This is a genomic window from Paenibacillus salivarius (assembly GCF_051307165.1).
Classification (GTDB): domain Bacteria; phylum Bacillota; class Bacilli; order Paenibacillales; family Paenibacillaceae; genus Fontibacillus.
Window position 1 is genome coordinate 3,687,454 of record NZ_CP195592.1, and the last position, 23,016, is coordinate 3,710,469.

The window sequence follows — 23,016 nt, forward strand, 5'->3', positions numbered from 1 at the left end:
CTCCTGTTTCAGAAGTTTAGCATATACCAAACCATCCCACAAGAAAAAAATGTAAACGGTACTGGCGTACCGAAAACAAAAAAGCTTGAGGAACCCTATCCCCAAGCTTTCGAAAACTCACTCCGCATTGTCCTTGTCGTTCTCAATCGCGGCCGCCAGCAAGGCCAACGCCAGTCCCTGGCCCCAACCCTGGGCCCACTTTTTGTCCACCGCCAAATAGCCTTCGATATCGTTCATGACGGCGGTTCCGCCGGACACGTTAAGAACTCGCCCGGTCTCCGAAATGTTCGCCAAAACGCCGTCCAACGCCTTCTGCACATATTTCGCATGCAACGGATTACCTTGCATTACCATCGCTGCGGCGATTCCCGCGGTGGCCGACACTTCCCCGTAGGCTTCGGGATGATCCAGCACGGTACCCCAGAGGCCGTCATTTTTCTGCAGCACTTTTATAGCCGCGAGCTGGTCGCGCAACGAACTGACGATATGCATGAAAGGCGGATACAAATAAGCTTCGGGAAGCACTCTTCCCACCCGGGACATCGTGTAGGCCGCCCAAGCGTTCGCCCGCCCCCAGTAAATGCCGGACATATGATCCTTTTGAATGTGGTTGTAGCCGTGATACCAAAGGCCGGTCTTTTCGTCCTGCAAGTAATTGATATGCCAATAAAATTGGTGCAGCGCATCCTCAATGAGCGGCTTCTCCCCTAACGTCACACCGACGCGCAGCATAAAATACGCCGCCATAAACAGCGTATCCGCCCAGCACTGTTCCGGAAAATCGTTGTTCGCCGACACCGTATGCTGAAGTACCCGGTCTCCGAAACGCAATGCCTTATTCTGAAGGTAATCCACCTTGCTTAAAATGAGATCGAGGTATTTCTGCTCCTTCGTTTCCCCGTAAAGGGTTAGCAGCATATGCCCCATCGCGCAGGTATTCACGGTCCACACCGGCAGGCCCGCCTCCAAATACTCGTCGCACCATGCGGCCATCCGGTCCAGATAGGCCTGTTCTCCCGTAGCTTCGAACGCCCGGCTGACCCCGTAATAGGCCACGCCTCCCGGCCAATCCCAGGTAAGGTCCATCCCGAAAGTGTAATCCACCACGCGCCCGAGGGTTTGCTGCAACTCGGACCGGGCCGATGTAAGTTTCAACATATCCATCCTCCATATCCCGCAAGCCCCCGCAAAAAGCAGGGGCCTCGTATTATTCCAGAAGTTCAACGATTAATTGTACTGTCCTGCATCAATCGCTTTTTGCTTCTCGTCCAGAATCTCTTGATAACCCGCGTCGAGATACGTTTTCTTGGCGGCTTCGTAAGTGGCGTCGAACTCGCTTTCCGGCGCGAGTACACACTTGACGTACAGCTCTTGGAACAAGGAGTTCAGATCCGCCTTGTATTCGTTAACCTTTTCGAGGACGACGCTAAACAAGGCGTCAGGCGTACGGTATTCCGTCGTTTCGTCATAGTACTTGAGCATATCTTCAGCCAAATATTCGTACCCTGGAGGCGCCCAGTTGCGGATATACGATTTGCGGGTCACTTCCGGGCTGGAGTATTCCGCCATCTCCGTGACCAATGCCCAGTAATCCTTGTTGTTATTGTTGGACAGCTTGGATTCGCCCGCATAATCGGCTACCTTCACGGCAATTCCTTCTTCATCCAGCGTATAGTTTTGGCCTTCGACTCCGTTTTGCAGGAAGAATAGATTATCAGGCTGGCTCAGCCACTCCAGGTACATCCAGACGGCAGCGCGTTCCTCGGCGGAAGATTCGTAGTTGATGCCCATGATGAACCCGAACGGCCAGTATGCGCGTCCTTGCGGCACATTGCCTTCCGGAACCCCGGCTCCTGGTGGCAGCACGGCGAACTCCGCATCCTTGTTGTTGGCAAGCGTAGCGGTAAGAACATCCGTATTGCTGGCCAGGTAGAAAGCGAACGTACCGGTCTTGCCCGCCACGAATTCGGCCTTGGCTTTATTTTCATCGTTACGCAAATAAAATTCCTTGTCGATCAAGCCGTTGTTGTATTGATAGTTCAGGTTGCGCAAATAGCGTTCGGTAGCCGGAGACGTCAGGTCCGCCACGCTAAGGTCGGAGTATAGCGCCCGTTCCTTCGCGTCGATCGGCCAATCGCGGAACCCATAGTTGAAATTGTAAAAGTTTTGCAGCAAGGTTCCGCCGGCCACGCCGAGTCCCGCATCCTTCCATTTCGCCAGCATCTCATTGAATTTCTCCAGGGAGGTCAGATCCTCCACCTTCATGCCGACTTTCTCCACCCAGTCTTTGCGGATCAAGGTCGTAAAGTTGTCCGCAGCAGGACGGGCCGCGAAGAAAAATACCTTTTTACCGCCCACACTCCCGTATTTTTCAATAGTTTCGCCCATGTTCTTCCAATAGGTAGGAGCGTAGTTCGCGATTTCGTCGTAGTCCAACTCCTGCATGACATCCTCGCCATAGTAGGCCAACGCTTGCGGCATGTCATAATGGAAAATGATATCCGGGGCCTTGCGGGATGCGAGCAGTTGTTCATAGTCCGTGACTTCGCTCGAGCGCGTGATTGGAACGAACTTGACGTTGACATTGTACTTGTCGCCGAATTCTTTTTGAATCCAGCGGGTGTAGTAGTTGTCGGTTACGTTCCATCCCTCGAAAGCGCGCTCATAAACCGGGATTTCCAACATCACCTTCTCCGGAAATCCTTTCGAGTAATCGGCATAGCTGCCGGAAGCGTTAGCGGAATTACCGGCCGGCGGCGAGGAACTGTCCGGGTTTTTGTTGGCCTTGGAATTTCCGTTGCCCGAGCATGCGGACAAAAGGCTTAATACGACGGTTAAAGCCAAAAACAACGAAACGATTCTTTTTTTGTTCATCGTTTTTCCCCCATTTCACGATTTTCGGTCCTAAAGTTATTCCTTGACTGCGCCTAGCAAAACGCCTTGCACGAAATACTTCTGGATAAACGGATAAATGCACAGGATCGGAAGGGTCGCAAACACGACGCACGATGCCTTGAGAACCTCGGGATTGCTGAGCTGCACCTGAGTCGTTTCCAGCTGGAAGCTCTCGCTGGCCTGAATGACCAAATAGTACAATTTCAGCTGCAAAGGCCGCAGATCCACCGCTTGCTTAATGTAAAATAAAGCGTCTTGATATGCGTTCCAGCGCCCGACGGCGTAAAAGAGCGACAGTGTCGCGATGATCGGTTTGGAGAGAGGCAGAACGATGCTCCACAGGATACGGAAATGCCCCGCTCCGTCGATCCTCGCCGATTCTTCCAGACTTACCGGAATGCTGCTCGATATCGCGGTCTTCATGATCAGGAAATTGAAGGCGCTGAATGCCTGCGGAAGAATGAGTGCCCACAGGGTGTCCAGCATGCCGAGGTTGCTCATCAACATGTATTCGGGAATGATGCCGCCGCCGAAATACAAGGTGAACAAAAAGATGAAAGTCAGCACCGTACGGCCCTTCAACTGCTTTCGGGATAGAGGATAGGCCGCGCAAACCGTGATGATCATCCCCAGAATCGTGAACAATACCGTCACAATCACCGAGATATACAGGGACCGCAGAATGCTGGCGTCGGCAAAAATTTTACGGTACGCCTCGATGGTAAAGCCTTTCGGCCAGAGAATGATCTTGTTCGCGATAACAAAAGCGTCGGCGCTAAACGATTTGGCAGCGACGTGGAGAAACGGCAGCAGGCAGACCAGTGAGGCGATAACGATCGCGATATGGATCAGTACATCCCAGACGTCAAAGCGTCTTTTGCGATGCACGGCGGCAAGCGCGTTGCCCGATGCTTCCATGAATTCGCCTCCTTTCTTTTAACGGTGGAGTCATCTATTGACTTGAAGCCTTCTTACAGCAATCCGTCTTCGCCGAGCTTCTTGGCAACGCGGTCGGCCAGCAGCACCAGCAGCAGCCCGATGAGGGACTGGAACAACCCGAGCGCCGTCGCCCGGCTGAAGTTACCGCTTTCGATCCCCCACCTGTAGACCAACACAGGAATTGTCGTTGTGAACTCCGTGGTGGCTTTGTTTTGCAAGGCAAAAATGCGCTCGAACGAGCCCTCCATGACCCTGCCCAGGTTCATGATCAGCAAGGTCACGATCGTTGTGCGGATCGACGGGAGCGTCACGTTCCACACCTTCCGCCAGCGCCCGGCGCCGTCAACGGTGGCGGCTTCATATAACTCCGGGTTGATGCCGCTGATGGAGGCCAGGTAAATAATCGTCCCCCATCCCATGCTCTGCCAGACACCGATCGCCAAATAACTGATCAGCCAGTTGAAATCTTCTTGCAGAAACGGGACGCGCGTGCCGCCCATCATGGCGATCACGTTGTTGACCACGCCGTTGCTTTCGCTTAGCAGCTGATATGCGATCGCACCGATAATAATCCAGGAAAGAAAATGCGGCAGGTACAATAGTGTCTGATTGATGCGCTTGAATCGGATATTTCTGACCTCATTGAGTAATAACGCAAGCACAATAGGCATGGTGAAACTGAAAAGAAGGTCTAGGCTGTTAAGCAGCAGTGTATTGCGGACAGCGCGGCCGAAATCATGCTTGGCGAAAATCTCGGCAAACACTTCGAATCCGACCCATTCGCTGCCCCAGATCCCCTTGGCAATTTTGTAATCCTTAAAAGCAAGCACGAGACCGGACATCGGCGCGTATTTGAATACGAGCACGAATGCCAGCGGAATCAGAAGCAGCAAGTAAAGCTGGTAATCCCGCCGCAGATGATGCGCGAATCCCCGAGCCGCCGTCCTTTCCGTCTTTAGAGAGGTCTCCTTTTTTGAAGCGCTTTCAACTTTCAAAGTCTCACCTCCTCCGCACTCCGGATATAGAATCCCGGCATCGCCATGGATTACACGAAACCACGACGAGGCTGTGTCTCATCATACCCTCCCGATTTCCGATCGGTAAATATTGAGTTTTGATTATGCCCGTCATTTTTGATTTTTGTTTGATTTTATGGGAATTTTAGATATTAAAATAATCAAATTTGAATGGTATGAGCAAAAATGGAGGTAGGTTTTGGTATGATCCGCTCGCCGTTACATTTTAACGGTTACCACAGAGGTTAATACGCCGAAAGCACAGGTTTTGAATTTCTAACGGTTGCCATGGACGTTATTTGCTTATTTTTGATCTGTTTTCCGCTAATCCTGCTATTTAAGCGCTATAGCAACCGTTATAGCGGCAAGTCACCGATTTTAAGCCAAATAACGCCGGTGGCAACCGTTACGCTCGGGACACCTTTTATGATCCGCTCGCCGTTACATTGTAACGGTTGCCACAGAGCTTAATACGCCAAAAGCACAGGTTTTGAATTTCTAACGGTTGCCATGGACGTTATTTGCTTATTTTAGTCTTGTTTTCCGCTAATCCTGCTAATTAAGCGCTATAGCAACCGTTATAGCGGCAAGTCACCGATTTTAAGCCAAATAACGCCGGTGACAACCGTTACGCTCGGGACGCCTTTTATGATCCGCTCGCCGGAGCATTTTAACGGTTGCCACAGAGCTTAATACGCCAAAAGCACAGGTTTTGATTTTCTAACGGTTGCCATGGACGTTATTTGCTTATTTTAGTCTTGTTTTCAGCTAATCCTGCTAATTAAGCGCTATAGCAACCGTTACGCGACAAATCACCGATTTTAAGCCAAATAACGCCGGTGGCAACCGTTACGCTCTGGGCGCCATTTATGATTCGCTCGCCGTTACATTTTAACGGTTGCCACAGAGGTTAATACGCCGAAAATACAGGTTTTGAATTTCTAACGGTTGCCATGGCTGTTATTTGCTTATTTTAGTCTTGTTTTTCGCTAATCCTGCTAATTAAGCGCTATAGCAACCGTTACAGCGACAAATCACCGATTTTAAGCCAAATAACGCCGGTGGCAACCGTTACGCTCTGGGCGCCTTTTATAATCCGCTCGCCGGTGCATTTTAACGGTTGCCACAGAGCTTAATACGCCAAAAGCACAGGTTTTGATTTTCTAACGGTTGCCATGGCCGTTAATTGATTATTTTAGTCTTGTTTTCTGCTAATCCTGCTAATTAAGCGCTATAGCAACCGTTACAGCTGCAAGTCACCGATTTTAAGCCAAATAACGCCGGTGGCAGCCGTTACGCTCTGGGCGCCTTTTATAATCCGCTCGCTGGTGCATTTTAACGGTTGCCACAGAGCTTAATACGCCGAAAGCACAGGTTATGAATTTCTAACGGTTGCCATGGACGTTATTTGCTTATTTTAGTCTTGTTTTCCGCTAATCCTGCTAATTAAGCGCTATAGCAACCGTTACAGCTGCAAGTCACCGATTTTAAGCCAAATAACGCCGGTGGCAACCGTTACGCTCGGGACGCCTTTTATGATCCGCTCGCCATTACATTTTAACGGTTGCCACAGAGCTTAATACGCCAAAAGCGCAGGTTTTGATTTTCTAACGGTTGCCATGGCCGTTAATTGATTATTTTAGTCTTGTTTTCTGCTAATCCTACTAATTAAGCGCAATAGCAACCGTTACAGCTACAAGTCACCCATTTCAAGCCAAATAACGCATGGGGCAACCGTTACGCACTGTGACGGCTGATGCACTAATGGATTCGACGCACTTACGCACTTACGCACTTACGCACTTACGCACTTACGCACTTACGCACTTACGCAATCATGCACTTACTCACTCATGCACTTTCGCACTTGACGCACTTATGCACTTATGCACTTATGCACTTACGCACTCACGCACTCATGCACCTACGCACTTACTCACTCATGCACTTCCGCACTTCCGCACTTACTCACTCATGCACTTCCGCACTTCCGCACTTACTTACTCACTTACTCACTTACTCACATACTCACTCACGCTCTCATGCACTTTACTCACTCGTCACACTCACGCACTCGGCCACTTACTCACCTACTCACTCGTCACACTCACGCACTCGGCCACTTACTCACATACTCACTCACGCTCTCATGCACTTTACTCACTCGTCACACTCACGCACTCGGCGCACTCACGCACTTACTCACTCAGCACTTTCGCACTTTCGCACTTACTCACTCACGCACTCACGCACTCGGCGTACCGCAAACAACTCACTCGTCACACTAAACACTCTCGTTGCACCCGGGTCACTTACGACGAGATCCGGGACTTGGAAGATTTATAACTGCTCGGCGGCATCCCCTCGTACTTGCGGAAAAACCGGTTGAAGCTTTGCACATTGTAGTAACCGACCTCCGAGGCGATCTGCGCGATCGTCAGCGGGGTTACCAGGAGCAGCTGCTTCGCTTTTTCGATTCGCAACAGGTTGGTGTAATCGATCAAACTCTTTCCCGTCAGCTCGTAGACGATCTTGCGCATATAGGAATAGCTGATGCCGATCTCCTTGGCCATCTCTTCGAACACGATTTCCTCGCAATAATGCTTTTCCAAGTAGCTAATGATCCGATCCCCGTATCCGGCTTCCCCCGGGTTGCGGGCAAGGTACCCCACGATCTCGCCAAAAAAACCGCGCAAATATTCTTCCAGCTCGTCAAGCGTATCCATCGAGGCGATCGCCGAATAAATGTTGCCCCGCCCCGCGAAAATTCGCGCCGTATTGGTGTTGTTCTCCCTGAGGTGCTTGATCGTAACGCCCACCAGTTGGTTGTAGATGAACATGATATTATCGTGGGAAATATAATCGGCCGCTTGAATTTCGTTTCGGATGTTCGTCAGCTCTTTGATGATGCTGTCATGATCTCCCGTATCCAAAAAATTGAGGATCCGCCTTTCGCTGTTGGAGGGGTACATGTACTTTTTGCTGCTCTCCGCTTCCTCCCTCCAAAAAATAATTCCCCCGTTTCCTTCGATCATCCGGTGTTTAATGACCTCCATCGCCTCCGCCGCGCGATCCGGGATCGTCGTGCCCGAGCTCCCTTCGCCGCTTACGCCGATCGTCACGGTATGGCCGAAAACCTCCTCCGCCATATCCCTGACCGCAGACAGGGCGTGATGGATTCTTTCGACCCCTCCCCCCTGTTCCTCCTGTCCGTAATTGATCGTCATCGCAAAATAACCCTCGCCCTGGTAAACGCTATAGGCATGAACTTCTTCAGGAAACAAGTCCACGCAGCGGGTGTTGAAAAGATACCGATGGTAGCTTCTGGTCTCCGGATTGGCCTGGCGCACATAATGCCTATACCGGTCAATCGAAACCACGGCCACGACGTAATACGGATTCGGCAGCAGCCCCGCTGCCTGATCCGTCATCTCTCCCCGCAGCAATTGATGCATGGCAAGACTGCGCGTGTCCTGCTCGCGCTGCCGCAAAAGCTGCTGGAGACCTTCCTCTTCCTCCTGCATCCGCCTGAACGCCTCGCCAAGGAATGCAAGCTCATTTTTGCCCGGCACGCCCATATGACCGCGGTCGCGAATCGTCCGCACCAGCTCCCGTACCGGCTTGGACAGCCAGGTTGCAAGGAATACGGCCAACACGGTTCCGATAAAAATAATGATGACGGTCAGCAAAATGATGCTGCGCTGCAGAGAGTGCGTTGTCGTCATCAACTCGTCCATCGAATTTATGTTTACGTTCCACCATCCGAACCGCTCGGACCGGGACCAAGTGTACAACAAGCGCTCCCCGTTCACCTCATGGAACGCATACCCCTGCTTCACTCCTTGATCCAGGATTTCCCGGATAAACGGCTGTTCGCCGCCTTTTGTGAGCAGCTGAGCCTTATCGTTGTGGGATATAATCGTGCCGTCCGAATTCATGAGCAGATAGCCGTAATCGCCACGCTGCGAGGAGCGCAAATAATTCCCGATTTGGCTTTCGCGCAAATTGACGACGATCGTTCCGCGTGTCGTCGTCGACAGCCGGTTCAGCGGAAGCACATAGGACACCACATTCATCCCCGAGCTCATCTTGCGCGGAACCCATACGCCGCTGATCCCTTGACGTCCTTCTAGGGCAAGGTCTATCCAGTCGACCGGTTCATACCTGTCCAGCGTCGTGATCCCTTTATCGGTTGAAATGACATAGTTGGCCCCCGTCAGGTAAAAATAGGTCGAATACACGCCGTCTACCCGATGGTTCAAGTTCACCAGTTCATTGAGCACGGATTGCGCGCCGCTCACATTGCCGTAATTTTCTTTCAGCTCGGCGTAGGTTTCGAAATTGCGGATCCGGTCGAAAATATGGGTCGCGGAAAGACGCACCGCATCCTGAGCCAGGTTGTTCAGCGCGTTTTCGTTCAATTTGCGGTTCGCGTTTAATCCCGCGAGCGAGGATTCCGCGATAGCCCGCTCCGAATTATGCAGTATTTGCGTGCCGCTGTACCAGGTCAGGATCGACAAAGGAATAGCCATGACGCAGAACAGAATCATTGCCAATTGAAGCATCATCGGAATTCGTTTCATGTTCAACCCTCTTTCCTTTAAAAACTTGCCGTAAAGCGATGCCTTTTCTCCGTTTGTATACGCTTTCATTAAAAGAAACGTAAAAGAGTTCTTATTTATTATAAATATATTTCCTTCAACTCCCGATATCAACCATCTTTTTACTTTTTCGCCAAACGCGCGTGTAAAAAATTCAATCATCTATGATACACTTACATCCGAGTGAAATCATTCTACGGCGAGGAGAGAACGGCAAAAACATGGAAAATGTACCCGTTTCAATTCAATTGGAATCCATAAAGTCCTTCCAATCGACCATCCGCAAATCCGAAAATGCCCTGGCTCAGATGAATCGGAAAGGCGCAAATACCACATTAATAGAAAAGCGGCTCAAATCTCTTCACATCGGCTTGGCCATGCTGGAAAACGTTTGGAATCAAAAAGCCCATCATTATACCCGGGAAGAGATCGCGGAAGCTCGACATATTCTGATCGGCTTATTCCCTTCCATTGAGAGCATTTATGACAAGTCCAAGGCAGACAGTCCTCAAAAAACGCTTCTGGAACGAAGAATCAAATCATTGGAACTGGCTGTTCAGGCGATGGACGACCTTACGGCGAATAACTAGGCCATAAAAAAACAAGTGTCCGCTCCCCGAGAAGGTTTCCCTTCCTTAACGCAGATCGCTTGCTATAATGATCATCCCGACTACTCCAGTTCTTCATTTAAAAGCACCATGTGAATATGATCTTCCCAAACTCCGTTGATTTTCAAATATTTTCTGGCCAGACCCTCATGTTGAAATCCGAGTTTTTCGGCTAAACGCATCGACCGCCGGTTTCTCGGCATAATGTTGGCTTCAATCCGGTGCAGCCGTAATTCCTGAAATGCATAGTCGATGACCCACTTCAAAGCTTCCGCCATGATTCCTTTGCCTTGCTCGTGTTCATCAAGCCGGTACCCCAAGTGGCACGATTGGAAAGCTCCCCTCACAATATTGCTGAGAGCAATCGATCCGATCAGGGTATCGTCTTTAAAGATCCACACTTTAAAAAGGCTGCCTTCCCGGATTAAGGCGAATTCATCCCGCAAGATGGATTTCTGAAATTCCGCGCTGTAATACTCGTCATTTCGCTTGGCTTCCCACGGTTCCAGGAAATCCTTGTTCCGGGCGAAAAAATCCGATACTTCATTGGAAAAAGACTCATCAATCACTCGTAACGAGACGCCGTTCGTTAATAATATAGAATTCGTCATTGTTCAACCTCATCATTCCCGTTTTATCAAACATTTTTGGCATATAGAAACGTGGGTAAATTCCGATTCCGCACGTTCATAAATCGCTTCTCCAAAACCATCCCCAATTTTTCCGCCACTTTCCTCGAGCTCGTGTGTTCAACCGGCATGTTGGCGCAAATTCTTTTCATTTGCAAATCCTGCAAGCCATACGCCATCACGGCCTCCGCCGCTTCAAAACCGAATCCGCGGTTCCAATACGCCGAATGGATGATATAACCCAGGTCATTTTCCAAGGCTCCGTCCGTCTCGTACATCTGTAACCCCACATCACCGACCAATGCGCCGCTTTCTTGAAGAATGACAGCCATCCTTCCGAAACCTTTGTCGTAACTTTCCATATTCCTTCGGATCCAGCGTTCGCTATCCTCAAGCGTAAAGGGAGCCGGCCAAAAGCTCATCGTCCGGGGATCGGATAAAATGTTATGGAGATCGGGAAGGTCTTCCAGGGTGTATCCCCTCAGGTACAATCTTTCGGTTTTCATGCTTTTCATGGTATTCCTCCAAATAAAAATTTAGCCTTCTACCAACTGATAAAACCGGACGTCCCCTTCCTCCGTCTCCGCAATCAAGATGTCTCCTCTTTCTTTGACGCGATAGATCTTCGTTCCTGCTTTGAGATGATTGGCCGTCCCGTTCTCGAACTCATGAACATCGTTGGTTTGCTTCACAATTTCGGTGACCGCGCGATCCTTTGTAAGCTCCAGCTCATTCACCCATTCGACATCCGCCATATAAATCGTATCCGAATACATAAAAATGTTTGCTTCCGGGTTAAGGCTCAGCACCTCCCCGGCGGTAGGGTTTCCGATCGTAACGACTTCTTGTTGAGATGTATTTAAGGAACCGCATCCAGAGAGCACAAAAAGAACGACTACGCATAGAAAACAAATGGCTGCTTTTTTCACGCTACTGTTCTCTCCTTTAGCTTTTTTTCAAGAAAGAACTCCGCCAGCGCATACATGATCCCTGCCAAACCGAAAAGCAGAATTGCCGTAACGCTACTCAAACCGTACTCCTCCACAAACCTGTCCTGGTAAGACCTGTGGAATATCGCGTACCCGCCGACTCCCCACAGCAGGATGAGTATAAGAACTCCTATCACCCTGGGCGCAATCTTTTGTGTAATCCAGGAGATCGGACCTAAAATTATAGGATACAGAATGACGGAAAACAAGAACTGAACCGCCACGTAGGCAAAACCGATATTTTGCAAGCCGTAATATTCTGTCGTCGTGATTTTGTATCCTTCGATAAGCTCCAGCGCAATTGACGCCGATACAAATAAGGCCACCGACAACATCCAAAGAATCATATGCTTCACCACGCGCAAGATCATCCTACCGCTTCCGGGTTATTTATTATTTACAGAAGTAGACGAGGATTACTGGGCATATGTTACAAGTGACTTTTTGAAAAATTGAAATCATAAAGCACCAAATAACGAAGGAATTCTCCCTTTTGGTGCTTCGATCTGTCATGTATTAATTTATAGGCATCGAATTAACCGCATGCCATTTCAGGTCAAGCAGAATCGGCGGATAATTTACCGGCTGAACCCATCTATAAGTACCGTCAGCCTGGAGTGTACCCAGCCTCACCAACCCATCTGGTGCCTTCTGCAATCTATACTTCCCGGTTCCAACGCACTCTCCAGCCTCTATCCTTTTTAACGCCTTTGAAAAAGAAAATTCTTTCCCCTTATTTCGTTCAACTGCCGTTAAGGCCTCCTGATATTCGGGCTCGAGCTCCGTTTCTAGAGCCTGTACAATCTTGTTCAACTCATGCTTATATTTATTTAATAATTCAATGTACTCTATTTGATTTTTATAGGTTCGACTTGTATGATTTCCGGCGTCATCACGTATACGAATAGTCTCACCAATCTCCCCTTTTTTATAAAACGCACTGAGCCCTAAATAAAATTGTCCGTGGCTAAATTCTATTTCATGATCCTTATCGATTCTACGATAAATTATCTCCCCCCCTGTTAATTTACCAAGACTCGATTTAACCACTTGATATCCTTTTGACAGCATATATTCATCCATATGATCCTTAAATACTTTTTCGTGATCAAAAACCTCGAAGTCCAGCTTATCCTTGTTTTTATTCATTTTTCTATCAAATTGCTCTATAGTCTCTTTCAGAAGTTGCTCAAGCTCCTCTTCGTTCTTGAAATATCGGGGAGAATCAAATAGTAAAACATCTCCAAATATTGTTTTAAGTTTCGGTGTAATATAATCTTTACTTCCGTCTATCATTAGACCAATAAAATATCCATTCACCTTTTTAAAGTAACAGTATTCATAAGGCAACCTATAAGAAGTATCCAACTTAAACCCTCTTTGTGCCATATACGGCTCGATATATTTTTCCAATAGCTTCTTAAATGAAGACTTTTTTTGGGAAACAACCTCTATGCCATTGTCTTTGAGGAGTCCTTCCGGAAATGCATCCAGAGAGTCATAATGATAGTCATCGTAAATATCGATCCCTAAAGCTGTTTCGAACAGGCGCCAGCTGTTCTGATAAATCAATTCTTCCTGCCCGGATGTCAAACACTTCGACAACTCCTCAATAAATTCTGGATTTGCCGCAAAATCAAATAACGGATCTTCAACCCAATGATGATCGGTGGGAGTATCATAGTTCAGAAAAAATGATCCGCTTTCCTTGCCGTTCAAGTAAGCATCGAATCCCCACCCGTAATCCTCGCTATGAACCAGCAGCACCGTTCGCGTTTCGAGCTCGGCGGATGTTCTGAGACTCATGTCCTTCCCGTTTTCCGTAATTTCCTTGGAAGCGACCGCAATTATATTTTCGGATGCAGATTTTATATAGCACGTATTCTTTTGCTTTTTTAAATATGCCTTTAGTGTCGTCTTGTTGACATCCCACACAAGCATGGTGAATATTGTACTGCTCATGACTGCACCACCTTTCTACTTTGCAATCTCCATTTTCCGCTGGCAACGTTCTCCCCAGCTTCCATCCGTTTCAAGGCTTCTTTAAAAGAAAATTCCTCGCCTTTATTCCGCTCTATTGCCGCTAACGCCTCTTGGTATTGCCGCTCCAGTTTTGCTTCCGCATCTCCATTATCTTCAGAATCCCACAATAACTCGAATGTAAAACCTTTAAGTCCGTTGGCTTCCACCGCTTCTTTAAATGTGTCGGTTACAAAAACGCGGAGGCTTTTATATTCCGGAATTTTAAAAATGGGGTAGTCTTGGATAACGTTCAGTTTAAATGCAAACTTTTTTACTTCTCTTACAAAGTTAGGGTGTCCTTCGACGTACTCAACCTCTTAATTTTCGTAATCCAATCCATCGATGATCCTTATCACGTTTATGGCAAAGAAGCTCTGAGTCGGATGCTTCAAAGGAAGTAGCTCTGCATTCGAGTCTAGATACGGAGCAAGTGCTTGGATTGCCCGTTCATTAAAGATCGGGATATTACTGCCAATTCCCGTACAATCACAAGGTTTCCTCGAACGATAGGTTTTGAACTCTATATCTCCCCAATGATCACCGATTAAAGTTCCATTAAAATAACGATCAAAATATTCATCCATTACTTCGATTGGATTAGGAAAAGTAAAAGAATCATATTTATCGGATTCATAACCCCAACGGTAGACTTTCAGCACTGGTCGTATCCTCCCGGCTCTCAATAGTGCTAACTCTCTCCAATCGCCTCACAAAATACATAGAGCCCGCCCCGACTAGCATAATAGCAGCCACAATAAGCCAGGCTTCGGAGAAGCTCGCAAACTTCAATAGATAACCCATTATGGCCGGCCCTATGGCGAAGCCTAATCCATTGACAAGAAATAAAAGGGAAGTGGCCCTGCCCAAATATTTTTGAGGCGTAAGTTTGGCGATATAATTATTCGAATTAATGGAGATGAGAATTTCTCCAATGGTCATGATGATGATTGCCGAAATAAAAGTGATCAAATATCCATGAGTCGCGAACAAAAGATAGGAGCCGAAATAGAAGATTCCGCCGACGAAAATACTTTTTAATGGACCTACGTTTTGCGTGATCGAAGTTAATATCGGAGTAAGAATAATGACGATCAGCGCATTCGTACTTAACAAAATGCTGAATACGCCGGGGCCGCTCTCTTCAAAAAGCTCCACGGTCTGCAGCGGAAGCAGAAAGTCCCACTGGATATAACAAAAATTATAGATAAGCATGATGATGGAAAAAACCAACAGGACCGAGTTGCGGCGCAAAAAAGAAAAGATGGAGTCGGTTTCGGGATGGTTGTCCGGTTCCGCCGCGGATGTGGATCTCGATTCATTCATCGAGTCGGTTCCGCGAATAAGAAATAATATGAATCCTGTCGAAAGAATCGTCGCAAGCGCGCTCAAAAAAAAGAGCAGATTCAAATGTTCGTTGAACAAAACCCCTCCTATCGTCGGGCCCATTGCTAATCCCAGATTCATGCCCAGATATATCAACGAATACGCATTCTTCACTAACGGGGCCGGGGTGATCGTCGGGACCATCGCATTCATGGCAGGGGATACAAGCGCATACATACTGGAAGTAACCACAAGCAAAATCGCGAAGATGAGGCTGGGTTGCATAAACCCGCAAACGATATAAATCAGTGCGCCGATCGACTGAAAAATGACGATGATTCTTTTGCTCCCGAATTTATCCGCCAGGATGCCGCCCAACATAATGAAAGGAGCCTGCGTCACCATGGATAAGGTGGAGAACAATCCCGCTTCCGCTGCGGAAAAGCCGACTTTTACGGTCATAATCAATGTCATCAATGGAGCTATAAAGCTGCCGATTTTATTGATCACGACCGCGATAAAAAGAAGATAGATATCTTTGGGAAGGCCTTTATATACGAAGAAATGCCGTTTGATGTTCAAATGAATCCCCCTATGTAGCAAACAGTATCAAGTCATTATATACTCATATCCATTTTTTAACTATAAAATATTGCGGTTGACGTCTACGATACCATAATTAACTAAAATAAGAGCAATTTTGGGCCTTATTTCACCGATTCCGCCCGCTTATCTGAAAATAACGGATAAAAAAGGCCTTATTCTTCTAATAAAGCTGCAAAAACGATCATTCCCCACGATTTTCGCTCAAATAGAGACCAAAAATGCCCTTATATTTTCCGAAAGCCAGCTTTTTTCAAAAATAGAGCCCAATATAGTCCTTATTTCTAAGCCTGCCGTCTCCAAAGAACGCTCCCGCCTGCATCCAACGCCCCATCTCACCATCCGGACACAAATATGACAAATTTAAACATTATCCTCCACAATAGTCCCATCAGATCATTCGAACAACCGCGCTTTGTGATAATCTCTGTCCTGATCAAGAGAATGGAGGAAAGTCAGATGAAAAACAGTGTCACGAAGTTCTTATTAGCGATATGTTTGACGTTGCTCAGCTTATCTCCGGCCCCGGCTCAGGCAAACAACGAGCTTACAAGAGCATTATGGGTTTGGGATTTTTATGAAGCCGCTTCCGATTCCGACAAAATCACGCAGTTGCTGGAGTTCTTAAATAAAAATAATATCAATTTGCTGTTCATTGGGACAAGAAACACACTATCCGATCAACCCGCAACCTATGAGGAACTGATCCGGAGAGCCCACGAGAACGGAATCCGCGTGTTCGCCCTGGTCGGCAGAGCCAATTGGGCGCTGGAAGCCCGTCACCGGGAAGCGTTGGAGCAGCTTCGTCAAGTGCTGACATTTAATGAGAGCCGCCAATCCAGCAAATTTGACGGAATTCAATTTGATATTGAACCCCATACGCTGGCTGAATATAAAACCAAACGAGGTTCCGTAGCCTTTCAATATATACAGGTTTTAAAGAAAATAGCGAACGAGATTTCCGCAAGGGATAAGGATCTGGAGTTCAACGCGGCCATCCCTTGGTGGTATGGAGGCGGGGAAAATCAAGTCATGGTGGAAACCGGCGGAGAGCGAAAACCGTTAAGTCACTTCGTTTTGGATATCGTGGACACCGTCTCCATCATGGCCTACCGCGATACGGCCGAACGACAAATTCGCGGATCACTGACGGATGCGGATTATGCGGCGAAAATCGGCAAAACGATTTATATCGGCACGGAGACCAATCCTCCGAACGGCAGTACCGTCACGAACGAGATCACCTATTACAATAGGGGGATGGATTATTTGAACGATCAATTAAATACGGTGATCGACCATTATTCGGGCCATGACGGTTTCGGCGGTATTGCCATACACAGCTATCCTTCGCTGAAAGAAATGATAGAGAAGGAGTAACAAGTAACATATTCCCGTTGCCATCGGGTCATCATTTCCCAGGGAATTTCATTCGCTACAGGCTCTTTAGTTGGAACGCAAAAAAAGGCCCGCGCCTCAAGAGGCGCGAGCCTTTTTGCATCCATTCCTTATGAGAACTTCCTCTTAGGCGCGATTCTCTGCCTGGCGGATCCTCCTCAGCCATTCACGCTCCCGTGACTCAGGAATGAATAGAGCCCTTTCTTTTCCGTCGCATAATAAACGAAAGCAAGTACGGGAAGGGCCATACCGAGCATAAATACCGCTTCCCAGCCCCACATGGCGTATGCCCATCCTCCTGCCGCCGAACCGACCGCGCCTCCGCCAAAAAAGATCGCCATATATAGTCCGTTAAGCCGGCTCCGAACATCGTCCCCCAGCGAAAAAATCGCGCGCTGTCCCAGCACCATATTCGCCGAAACTCCCATGTCCAATAAAATTGCCGATAGTCCCAAGGCGATCACGGCCATGGTTGTGCCGGCCGGAACGACAAGAGGAATGATCATCGAAACAATAACCAGGATCAACGCTATTCCGGTTGCGGGTTTGATCCATCCTTTATCGGCCAAACGCCCCGCCACAGGCGATGCGATCGCCCCGGACACGCCGACCAATGCGAACAGGGCGACTTCTTTTTGCGAGAAATGATACATCGGGCCGGTCAATAACATAGGAACCGTCGTCCAAAACAGGCTGAACGTACCGAAAACGAATGCATGATAAATCGCTCTGCGCTGCAGGATCGGCGTCGTTTTAAGCAGCTGCCACATCGATCCGAGAAGTGCCGGATATCGTATCGGGTTCTTAGGCTTTCTTGAGGGGAGCAGCGATGCCAGCACAAGAGCCAATGCAAAAATCAATCCTGCGGATAAGTAGTAAACCGCACGCCAGCCCAAAAACTCCGTAACGATGCTTGAAACGGGACGAGCGAGCATGATCCCTAGCAGCAAACCGCTCATCACGTTCCCTACCTGACGGCCGCGCGTGGCTTCCGGCGATAGGTGGGCCGCATAGGGTACGAGAATTTGAGCACCCACGGATCCCAATCCGATCAAAAGCGATACCACGAGGAACAGCACGGCGCCCTTGGCTAATCCCGCAAACACCAAAACCGAGGCGGTGAGGAGCAATGATACCGTGACCAGCTTCCGATTTTCCAGAATGTCCCCCAGGGGTACGATAAACAGCAATCCCAACCCGTATCCGATTTGCGTCAGCGTGACGATGAATCCGGTTGCCTCTGAGGATAAATCCAGCGCGGAGCTTATCGGCCCCAAAATAGGCTGGGCGTAATAAAGGTTGGCTGCGATCAGTCCGCAGGCCACGGCAAGAATAAGGATGATCCATGACGAATAGGGCTTTTCATTTGTTTGATTTTCGATTGATCTCATCGGTTTCACTCCGCTTCTTTTTCTTTTCGGAACGTTCATTCCGGAATTATTAAAAAAAATATTTACAGCATTTCAATCACGGTGTCCATCATGTCATACACTTTAGTCGGGTCGGTCTGCACCTTGGAAACGACATTGATGCTATGGTGAAGGTTAAGGAGAAGCTGCGCAAGGGAACGCAGATCTTTATCGGCCCCGATTTCTCCCGCCTGCCGGCCCTTCATGAGAAGGCCGTAAAAAATGTCTTCGAGCTCCTCGAATCCTTGGCCGATCAGCGTATTCAGTTGTTCATCCGGCGAATCCAGTCCAAGCGTCGCATTCGTAATCAGACACCCTTTGGGCACCTCGTCATCAAACGCTAAGGAAATATGCCGTTTGAAATATTGCCGGATTCCCTCTTTCGCGGAGGTCGCATGGAGAAGCAGGTCTCTCTTTTTCTGCCTGTACCGTTTGTAATATTGAATGGCTTCAACATAAAGCTTCTCTTTGTCACCAAAAGTTTCGTACAAACTGGATCTGCTTAAATCCATCGCCTTTAATAAATCCGGGATGCTTGTCGCGTCGTACCCTTTTTCCCAAAAGACCAACATGGCCTGGTGGAGCACATGCTCTTTGTCAAACTCTTTTGAACGTGCGATGGTAATCCCTCCCTCTCGATAATCGAAGTATAGCATTTCGGGAATGATCGGTCCAGTATTATTTTTCGCGGGGGAATCTTATCTCCAAAAGCAATTTAGCAAAAAAGAGCTCCAACCCACCGCAGTGAAGTTGAGGCTCTAACCCGTTTCTTCTCATTCATCTCATTCAAACCGGTTGCATCACTTGCATAAACCGCGCCATCCGCTCCAGCGCCTTCTCCAAATGGTCAAGCGAGGTGGCATAGGAGCAGCGGATGAAGCCCTCTCCGCCGGTTCCGAAAACATGCCCCGGCACGACTCCCACCTTCGCTTCCGTAAGCAGCCGTAGCGCGAACTGCTCGGACGACATCCCCGTCGAAGCGATCGAAGGGAAGGCATAGAATGCTCCCTCAGGCTCGTGACAGGACAACCCGATGGCGTTCAGGCCGGAGACGAACAGCTTGCGGCGCTCATTGTAACTCGCCATCATCTCGTCTTTGGCGGCCAAGCCGTGGCGCAAGGATTCGAGCGCGGCAACCTGTGCCAAGGTAGGGGCGCACATCGCCGTGTATTGGTGGATTTTCAACATGCCGGCGATCAACTCGCGCGGGCCGCAGGCATAGCCTACCCGCCACCCTGTCATCGCGAACGCTTTGGAAAAACCGCTGATGACGATCGTGCGTTCCTTCATGCCCGGCAAGGAAGCGATACTGACATGCTTTCTCCCGTAAGTCAGTTCGGCGTAAACCTCATCCGAAATAACCACCAGATTATGTTTGATGATCAGCTCCGTAATCGGCTGCCAATCCTGCTCCGTCATCACCGTTCCGGTCGGATTGCACGGATAATTGATCATCAACACCTTGGAGCGAGGCGTAATGGCCGCTTGCAGAGCTTGCGGCGTCAGCTTGAACCGCTCCTCTGCCGCAGCCGCCACCTCCACGATTTTGCCGCCGTGCAGGTGGGTAATCGGTTCATAGGCGATATAGCTTGGCGCCGGAATCAGCACCTCGTCGCCCGGGTCAATGACGGCCCGCAGCGCAAGATCGACCGCTTCGCTGCTCCCCACCGTCACGAGGATTTCCTGCCCCGGGTCGTACGAAAGGGCGAAGCTGTCCGCAAAATAAACCGAAAGCGCCTCCCTCAACTCCATCAAGCCCGCATTGGAGGTATATTTCGTCCGCCCTTCGCGCAATGCCTGAACGCAAGCTTCGCGCACCCTTTCCGGCGTCACGAAATCCGGCTCTCCGACCCCGAGGGCAATCATATCTCCGCCCGCCTCGTTCAAATCAAAAAACGCGCGAATGCCCGATGGCCGAATCTCACGTACCCGCGAGGACAAAAACCGCCCTGATCCCTCTTCATGAAACATGTTCCGCCACCCCCCATTCTTGGTTCCGAACCCGGAGCGATCCGGCGATGATGCGGTCCAGCAGCTGAGTAAAGGTGATGCCCGCCGCGGCCGCGCTCTTCGGAAGCAGGCTTCCCGACGTCATTCCCGGTAAGGTGTTGACCTCCAGCACGTAAGGCACGCCATCGGACAAAATCATGTCGACCCTTGCATAGACCTTGCACTGCAGCAGCCCGTAGCTGGCCAGCGCCGCCTCGCGCACGCGCCGCTCTATATCCGGAGGAAGCTGGATCACCTTTTCCTCGGCCCCGCCTTCCTCGTATTTGGCATGGAAGTCAAACCATTCCGAATGGGCGGCGCGAATACCGATGATCGGCAATACTTCGCCTTCCAAAATCGAGCAGGTGATCTCCGTCCCTTGAATATAGGGCTCGATCAAAACCGCCTCTCCCAACCGGAAAGCCTCCCGCACCGCCGGCAGCAGCTGATTCTCCTGACGCACAAGCTGGATGCCGATGCTCGAGCCGCCCGTATTCGGCTTCACGATCACCGGGTAGCCCAACTTCTCCACCTCCTGGGGAGCAATGTCCTCCATTCCGTCCCAGCAAAGCCCCGCTGGCGTATGCACGCCTGCCGCCTTCAACAGCATCTTGGACAGCCGCTTATTCATGCAAAGGCTGCTTGCCAGAACCCCGCTGCCCGTGTACGGAATGCCCAGCGTCTCCAGCGCTCCCTGCACCGTGCCGTCCTCGCCGTATTGGCCGTGCAGCGCCAACAGCGCGAGATCGATGCCTGATTCCCGAACCTGGGCGATAAGATCCGCCCGCCGATCGATCACCATGGGAACGACCTCATAACGGCCCCGATCCAAATGACGGATCATTTCTTGTCCTGTCTGCAGCGAAACCTCACGCTCGGTGGAAATCCCGCCCATCATCACGCCGATTTTCATCACGACACCTCATTCTCCCTTATCCTCGTTGTACGGTTATTTCTTTAGAAAGCGGCGAGCTTGTTCGCCGATGATCCGTAGGCCCTGCTCGATATTTTCATCCGTCACCCGTGAAAAACCAAGCCGCAACGTATTCGTGCCTTCGCCTTCCCGGACAAAAAACTTGTCTCCGGGCGTAAAAATCACGCCCTCCTCCGTGCAAGCCTCCAGCAACCGGCGCGTATTTACGCTCTGCGGGAAAGTAAGAAACAAATGCAAGCCCCCGTCGCCGGACAACGCGGCATCAGGAAGATACGCTTCGCAGCATGCTTTCGTTAGCTCGTATTTGCGCTTATATTCCAAACGTGCTTTTTTGACGTATTTATCGAAATTCCCATTGAGCAAATATTGATACAGGATCGATTGATCGATAGTTGATGTATGAATGGTTCTTGCCCGCTTGACGCTTTCCAGATTGTCGATGAGCGCCCGGTCGCCAAGCACCCATCCCACCCGCAGGCCCGGAAACAGCACCTTGGAAAGACTGCCGATATAGACGACTCCGTTCCCTTGCCCTACTTTGGCAATCAGCGGTGCAACATGTGCTCCCGAATAGCGCAGCTCCTCATTGAACCCGTCCTCGATCACCGGAATTTGATGGCTCATCAATAAATTCATAACTGCGCTGCGCTTCGCCGGCGACATGACGATCCCCGTAGGATTGTGATAGGACGGCGTCAAATAGGCCAGATCAAAGCGGTTTGTCTGTTTCCGCAATACCGACTCCAGCCGGTCCACGTCGATCCCGTCACGCTCCATCGGAATGCCGGTAATGTCAAAGCCTTGCAGCTTCAAATTTTTGATCGCCGTATGATGGGTCGGATTTTCGCAGATGGCCGCTCCCCGGCGCGCGGACGGACGCAGTGCCGATAGCACGATGTCAAATCCTTCCGTAAATCCGCTTGTAATCAGTATATCTTTGCCGCGAAGATCGACGCCCTTATTCTCCATATAACGCATCAGGTAGTCGATGAGCGGTTTGTAGCCCTTCGCATAGCCGTAGTTGAGCAGCACCTGTCCTTCGATGGCCATCCGGTCCATAAAGGCCCGACGTACATCTCCCAAATCAAACAGCCGTTCATCCGGAGCGATACTTGTGAACGAGATGGTTCCTTTTTTGGCGCGAATGCCCTGTTTCATCAGATCCAGCTCGACAGCCGAAACGGCATACTCGTTCATTCTCGACTTCCAGTCGATCTGCCAGGCGGCGGCGCCTTCCGTTCCTCCGTGTTCTGCGGCCAAGTGGTCCTCCAAGGCTGCCACATAGCTGCCTTTGCCGGGAATCGCGTAGGTAAATCCGTCGTCCTCCAAACCTTCATAGGCGGCAATGACCGTATTGCGGCTCACTTTTAAAAGACCGCTCATTTCTCTCGTGGAGGGCAGCTTTTGATCCGCAAGAAGCGCCCCTTTTATAATTAAACGTTTGACGTATTCCTTCACTTGGATCGCGACCGGACGGTCGCAGGCCAGCTTGAAATCCTGGAACATGTTTCATCGCCCCCTACCTGTAATGATGGCATAGGAATTGAGAGAAAAAAAGAACCACCCTGCTGGATTTTTCATCCTCCGATGGTTCCTCCAAGGGCAGACCCTATACCTTCGATCCTCCGGCAGCCAGCCCCTAGTTCATCCAAAATGTGTGT

At 49.5% G+C, this 23,016-nt stretch carries 19 protein-coding genes and 1 pseudogene; 2 read left to right on the forward strand and 18 right to left on the reverse strand.

Features of this window, described 5'->3' with window-relative positions:
* Positions 1-117: 117 nt before the first annotated feature.
* The 5 genes from ACSFXJ_RS16985 to ACSFXJ_RS17005 form a co-directional block, all read right to left on the reverse strand.
* On the reverse strand, positions 118-1,158 hold the full coding sequence (locus tag ACSFXJ_RS16985; protein WP_435921545.1) for a glycoside hydrolase family 88/105 protein: 1,041 nt from the start codon (positions 1,156-1,158) through the stop codon (positions 118-120).
* Positions 1,159-1,227: 69 nt separating this feature from the next.
* A complete protein-coding gene (locus ACSFXJ_RS16990; RefSeq protein WP_435921547.1) occupies positions 1,228-2,874 on the reverse strand; it encodes an ABC transporter substrate-binding protein in 1,647 nt (548 codons plus the stop codon).
* Positions 2,875-2,910: 36 nt separating this feature from the next.
* A complete protein-coding gene (locus ACSFXJ_RS16995; protein WP_435921548.1) occupies positions 2,911-3,813 on the reverse strand; it encodes a carbohydrate ABC transporter permease in 903 nt (300 codons plus the stop codon).
* 53 nt (positions 3,814-3,866) lie between these two features.
* Entirely contained in the window at positions 3,867-4,829 is a 963-nt protein-coding gene (locus ACSFXJ_RS17000) for an ABC transporter permease (protein ID WP_435921550.1), read from the reverse strand.
* Between the two features lie 2,333 nt (positions 4,830-7,162).
* Positions 7,163-9,433: a helix-turn-helix domain-containing protein gene (locus tag ACSFXJ_RS17005; protein WP_435921551.1), complete on the reverse strand. Its 2,271-nt coding sequence runs from the start codon at positions 9,431-9,433 to the stop codon at positions 7,163-7,165.
* A gap of 239 nt (positions 9,434-9,672) precedes the next feature.
* Between ACSFXJ_RS17005 and ACSFXJ_RS17010 the strand changes: the two genes are divergently transcribed.
* The gene (locus ACSFXJ_RS17010; protein WP_435921553.1) at positions 9,673-10,041 is read left to right on the forward strand and encodes a hypothetical protein; all 369 of its coding nucleotides are present in this window, start codon (positions 9,673-9,675) and stop codon (positions 10,039-10,041) included.
* A gap of 80 nt (positions 10,042-10,121) precedes the next feature.
* Here the strand turns inward: ACSFXJ_RS17010 and ACSFXJ_RS17015 are convergent, their stop codons facing one another.
* The 8 genes and pseudogenes from ACSFXJ_RS17015 to ACSFXJ_RS17050 all read right to left on the reverse strand — a co-directional run bounded on the left by ACSFXJ_RS17015 (position 10,122) and on the right by ACSFXJ_RS17050 (position 15,604).
* Positions 10,122-10,670 carry a GNAT family N-acetyltransferase gene (locus ACSFXJ_RS17015; RefSeq protein ID WP_435921554.1) on the reverse strand — a complete coding sequence of 183 codons (549 nt, stop codon included), beginning with the start codon at positions 10,668-10,670 and terminating at the stop codon, positions 10,122-10,124.
* 26 nt (positions 10,671-10,696) lie between these two features.
* The gene (locus ACSFXJ_RS17020) at positions 10,697-11,203 is read right to left on the reverse strand and encodes a GNAT family N-acetyltransferase (RefSeq protein WP_435921556.1); all 507 of its coding nucleotides are present in this window, start codon (positions 11,201-11,203) and stop codon (positions 10,697-10,699) included.
* A gap of 21 nt (positions 11,204-11,224) precedes the next feature.
* Positions 11,225-11,617, reverse strand: a complete 393-nt coding sequence (locus ACSFXJ_RS17025) for a hypothetical protein (RefSeq protein WP_435921557.1) — start codon at positions 11,615-11,617, stop codon at positions 11,225-11,227.
* Positions 11,614-12,048, reverse strand: coding sequence for a hypothetical protein (locus ACSFXJ_RS17030; protein ID WP_435921559.1), 435 nt, complete (start codon positions 12,046-12,048; stop codon positions 11,614-11,616). The genes ACSFXJ_RS17025 and ACSFXJ_RS17030 overlap by 4 nt, the downstream gene beginning before the upstream one ends.
* A 145-nt stretch (positions 12,049-12,193) precedes the next feature.
* Entirely contained in the window at positions 12,194-13,639 is a 1,446-nt protein-coding gene (locus ACSFXJ_RS17035; RefSeq protein WP_435921561.1) for a hypothetical protein, read from the reverse strand.
* Positions 13,636-13,965, reverse strand: a pseudogene (locus ACSFXJ_RS17040) (imm11 family protein); the annotation flags it as partial. The pseudogene ACSFXJ_RS17040 and the gene ACSFXJ_RS17035, both read right to left, overlap by 4 nt.
* Positions 13,966-14,016: 51 nt before the next feature.
* Positions 14,017-14,358, reverse strand: coding sequence for a hypothetical protein (locus ACSFXJ_RS17045; RefSeq protein ID WP_435921563.1), 342 nt, complete (start codon positions 14,356-14,358; stop codon positions 14,017-14,019).
* Positions 14,330-15,604 (reverse strand): MFS transporter, encoded by a 1,275-nt coding sequence (locus tag ACSFXJ_RS17050; RefSeq protein WP_435921564.1) that lies wholly within the window; start codon positions 15,602-15,604, stop codon positions 14,330-14,332. Before ACSFXJ_RS17050 ends, ACSFXJ_RS17045 begins: the two co-directional genes overlap by 29 nt.
* Before the next feature lie 480 nt (positions 15,605-16,084).
* Between ACSFXJ_RS17050 and ACSFXJ_RS17055 the strand changes: the two genes are divergently transcribed.
* The gene (locus ACSFXJ_RS17055; RefSeq protein WP_435921565.1) at positions 16,085-17,005 is read left to right on the forward strand and encodes a hypothetical protein; all 921 of its coding nucleotides are present in this window, start codon (positions 16,085-16,087) and stop codon (positions 17,003-17,005) included.
* Between the two features lie 176 nt (positions 17,006-17,181).
* Here ACSFXJ_RS17055 and ACSFXJ_RS17060 read toward each other — a convergent pair whose 3' ends face one another.
* The 5 genes from ACSFXJ_RS17060 to ACSFXJ_RS17080 form a co-directional block, all read right to left on the reverse strand.
* Complete coding sequence (locus tag ACSFXJ_RS17060; protein WP_435921567.1) at positions 17,182-18,414, reverse strand: MFS transporter; 1,233 nt, start codon at positions 18,412-18,414, stop codon at positions 17,182-17,184.
* 62 nt (positions 18,415-18,476) lie between these two features.
* Positions 18,477-19,004: a TetR/AcrR family transcriptional regulator gene (locus ACSFXJ_RS17065; protein WP_435921569.1), complete on the reverse strand. Its 528-nt coding sequence runs from the start codon at positions 19,002-19,004 to the stop codon at positions 18,477-18,479.
* Between the two features lie 214 nt (positions 19,005-19,218).
* Positions 19,219-20,403, reverse strand: a complete 1,185-nt coding sequence (locus ACSFXJ_RS17070; protein ID WP_435921570.1) for an aminotransferase class I/II-fold pyridoxal phosphate-dependent enzyme — start codon at positions 20,401-20,403, stop codon at positions 19,219-19,221.
* Entirely contained in the window at positions 20,393-21,334 is a 942-nt protein-coding gene (locus tag ACSFXJ_RS17075) for a D-alanine--D-alanine ligase (RefSeq protein ID WP_435925787.1), read from the reverse strand. The genes ACSFXJ_RS17070 and ACSFXJ_RS17075 overlap by 11 nt, the downstream gene beginning before the upstream one ends.
* Before the next feature lie 36 nt (positions 21,335-21,370).
* Entirely contained in the window at positions 21,371-22,861 is a 1,491-nt protein-coding gene (locus tag ACSFXJ_RS17080; protein WP_435921571.1) for a PLP-dependent aminotransferase family protein, read from the reverse strand.
* Positions 22,862-23,016: the final 155 nt, after the last annotated feature.

Coding starts and splice junctions, on each gene's coding strand:
- ACSFXJ_RS17010 (WP_435921553.1), top strand. CDS start 9,673: ATGGAAAATGTACCCGTTTCAATTCAATTGGAATCCATAAAGTCCTTC.
- ACSFXJ_RS17070 (WP_435921570.1), bottom strand. CDS start 20,403: ATGTTTCATGAAGAGGGATCAGGGCGGTTTTTGTCCTCGCGGGTACGT.
- ACSFXJ_RS17020 (WP_435921556.1), bottom strand. CDS start 11,203: ATGAAAAGCATGAAAACCGAAAGATTGTACCTGAGGGGATACACCCTG.
- ACSFXJ_RS17065 (WP_435921569.1), bottom strand. CDS start 19,004: ATGTTGGTCTTTTGGGAAAAAGGGTACGACGCGACAAGCATCCCGGAT.
- ACSFXJ_RS17015 (WP_435921554.1), bottom strand. CDS start 10,670: ATGACGAATTCTATATTATTAACGAACGGCGTCTCGTTACGAGTGATT.
- ACSFXJ_RS17005 (WP_435921551.1), bottom strand. CDS start 9,433: ATGAAACGAATTCCGATGATGCTTCAATTGGCAATGATTCTGTTCTGC.
- ACSFXJ_RS16990 (WP_435921547.1), bottom strand. CDS start 2,874: ATGAACAAAAAAAGAATCGTTTCGTTGTTTTTGGCTTTAACCGTCGTA.
- ACSFXJ_RS17030 (WP_435921559.1), bottom strand. CDS start 12,048: ATGATCTTGCGCGTGGTGAAGCATATGATTCTTTGGATGTTGTCGGTG.
- ACSFXJ_RS16995 (WP_435921548.1), bottom strand. CDS start 3,813: ATGGAAGCATCGGGCAACGCGCTTGCCGCCGTGCATCGCAAAAGACGC.
- ACSFXJ_RS17055 (WP_435921565.1), top strand. CDS start 16,085: ATGAAAAACAGTGTCACGAAGTTCTTATTAGCGATATGTTTGACGTTG.
- ACSFXJ_RS16985 (WP_435921545.1), bottom strand. CDS start 1,158: ATGTTGAAACTTACATCGGCCCGGTCCGAGTTGCAGCAAACCCTCGGG.
- ACSFXJ_RS17035 (WP_435921561.1), bottom strand. CDS start 13,639: ATGAGCAGTACAATATTCACCATGCTTGTGTGGGATGTCAACAAGACG.
- ACSFXJ_RS17075 (WP_435925787.1), bottom strand. CDS start 21,334: ATGAAAATCGGCGTGATGATGGGCGGGATTTCCACCGAGCGTGAGGTT.
- ACSFXJ_RS17060 (WP_435921567.1), bottom strand. CDS start 18,414: ATGAGATCAATCGAAAATCAAACAAATGAAAAGCCCTATTCGTCATGG.
- ACSFXJ_RS17080 (WP_435921571.1), bottom strand. CDS start 22,861: ATGTTCCAGGATTTCAAGCTGGCCTGCGACCGTCCGGTCGCGATCCAA.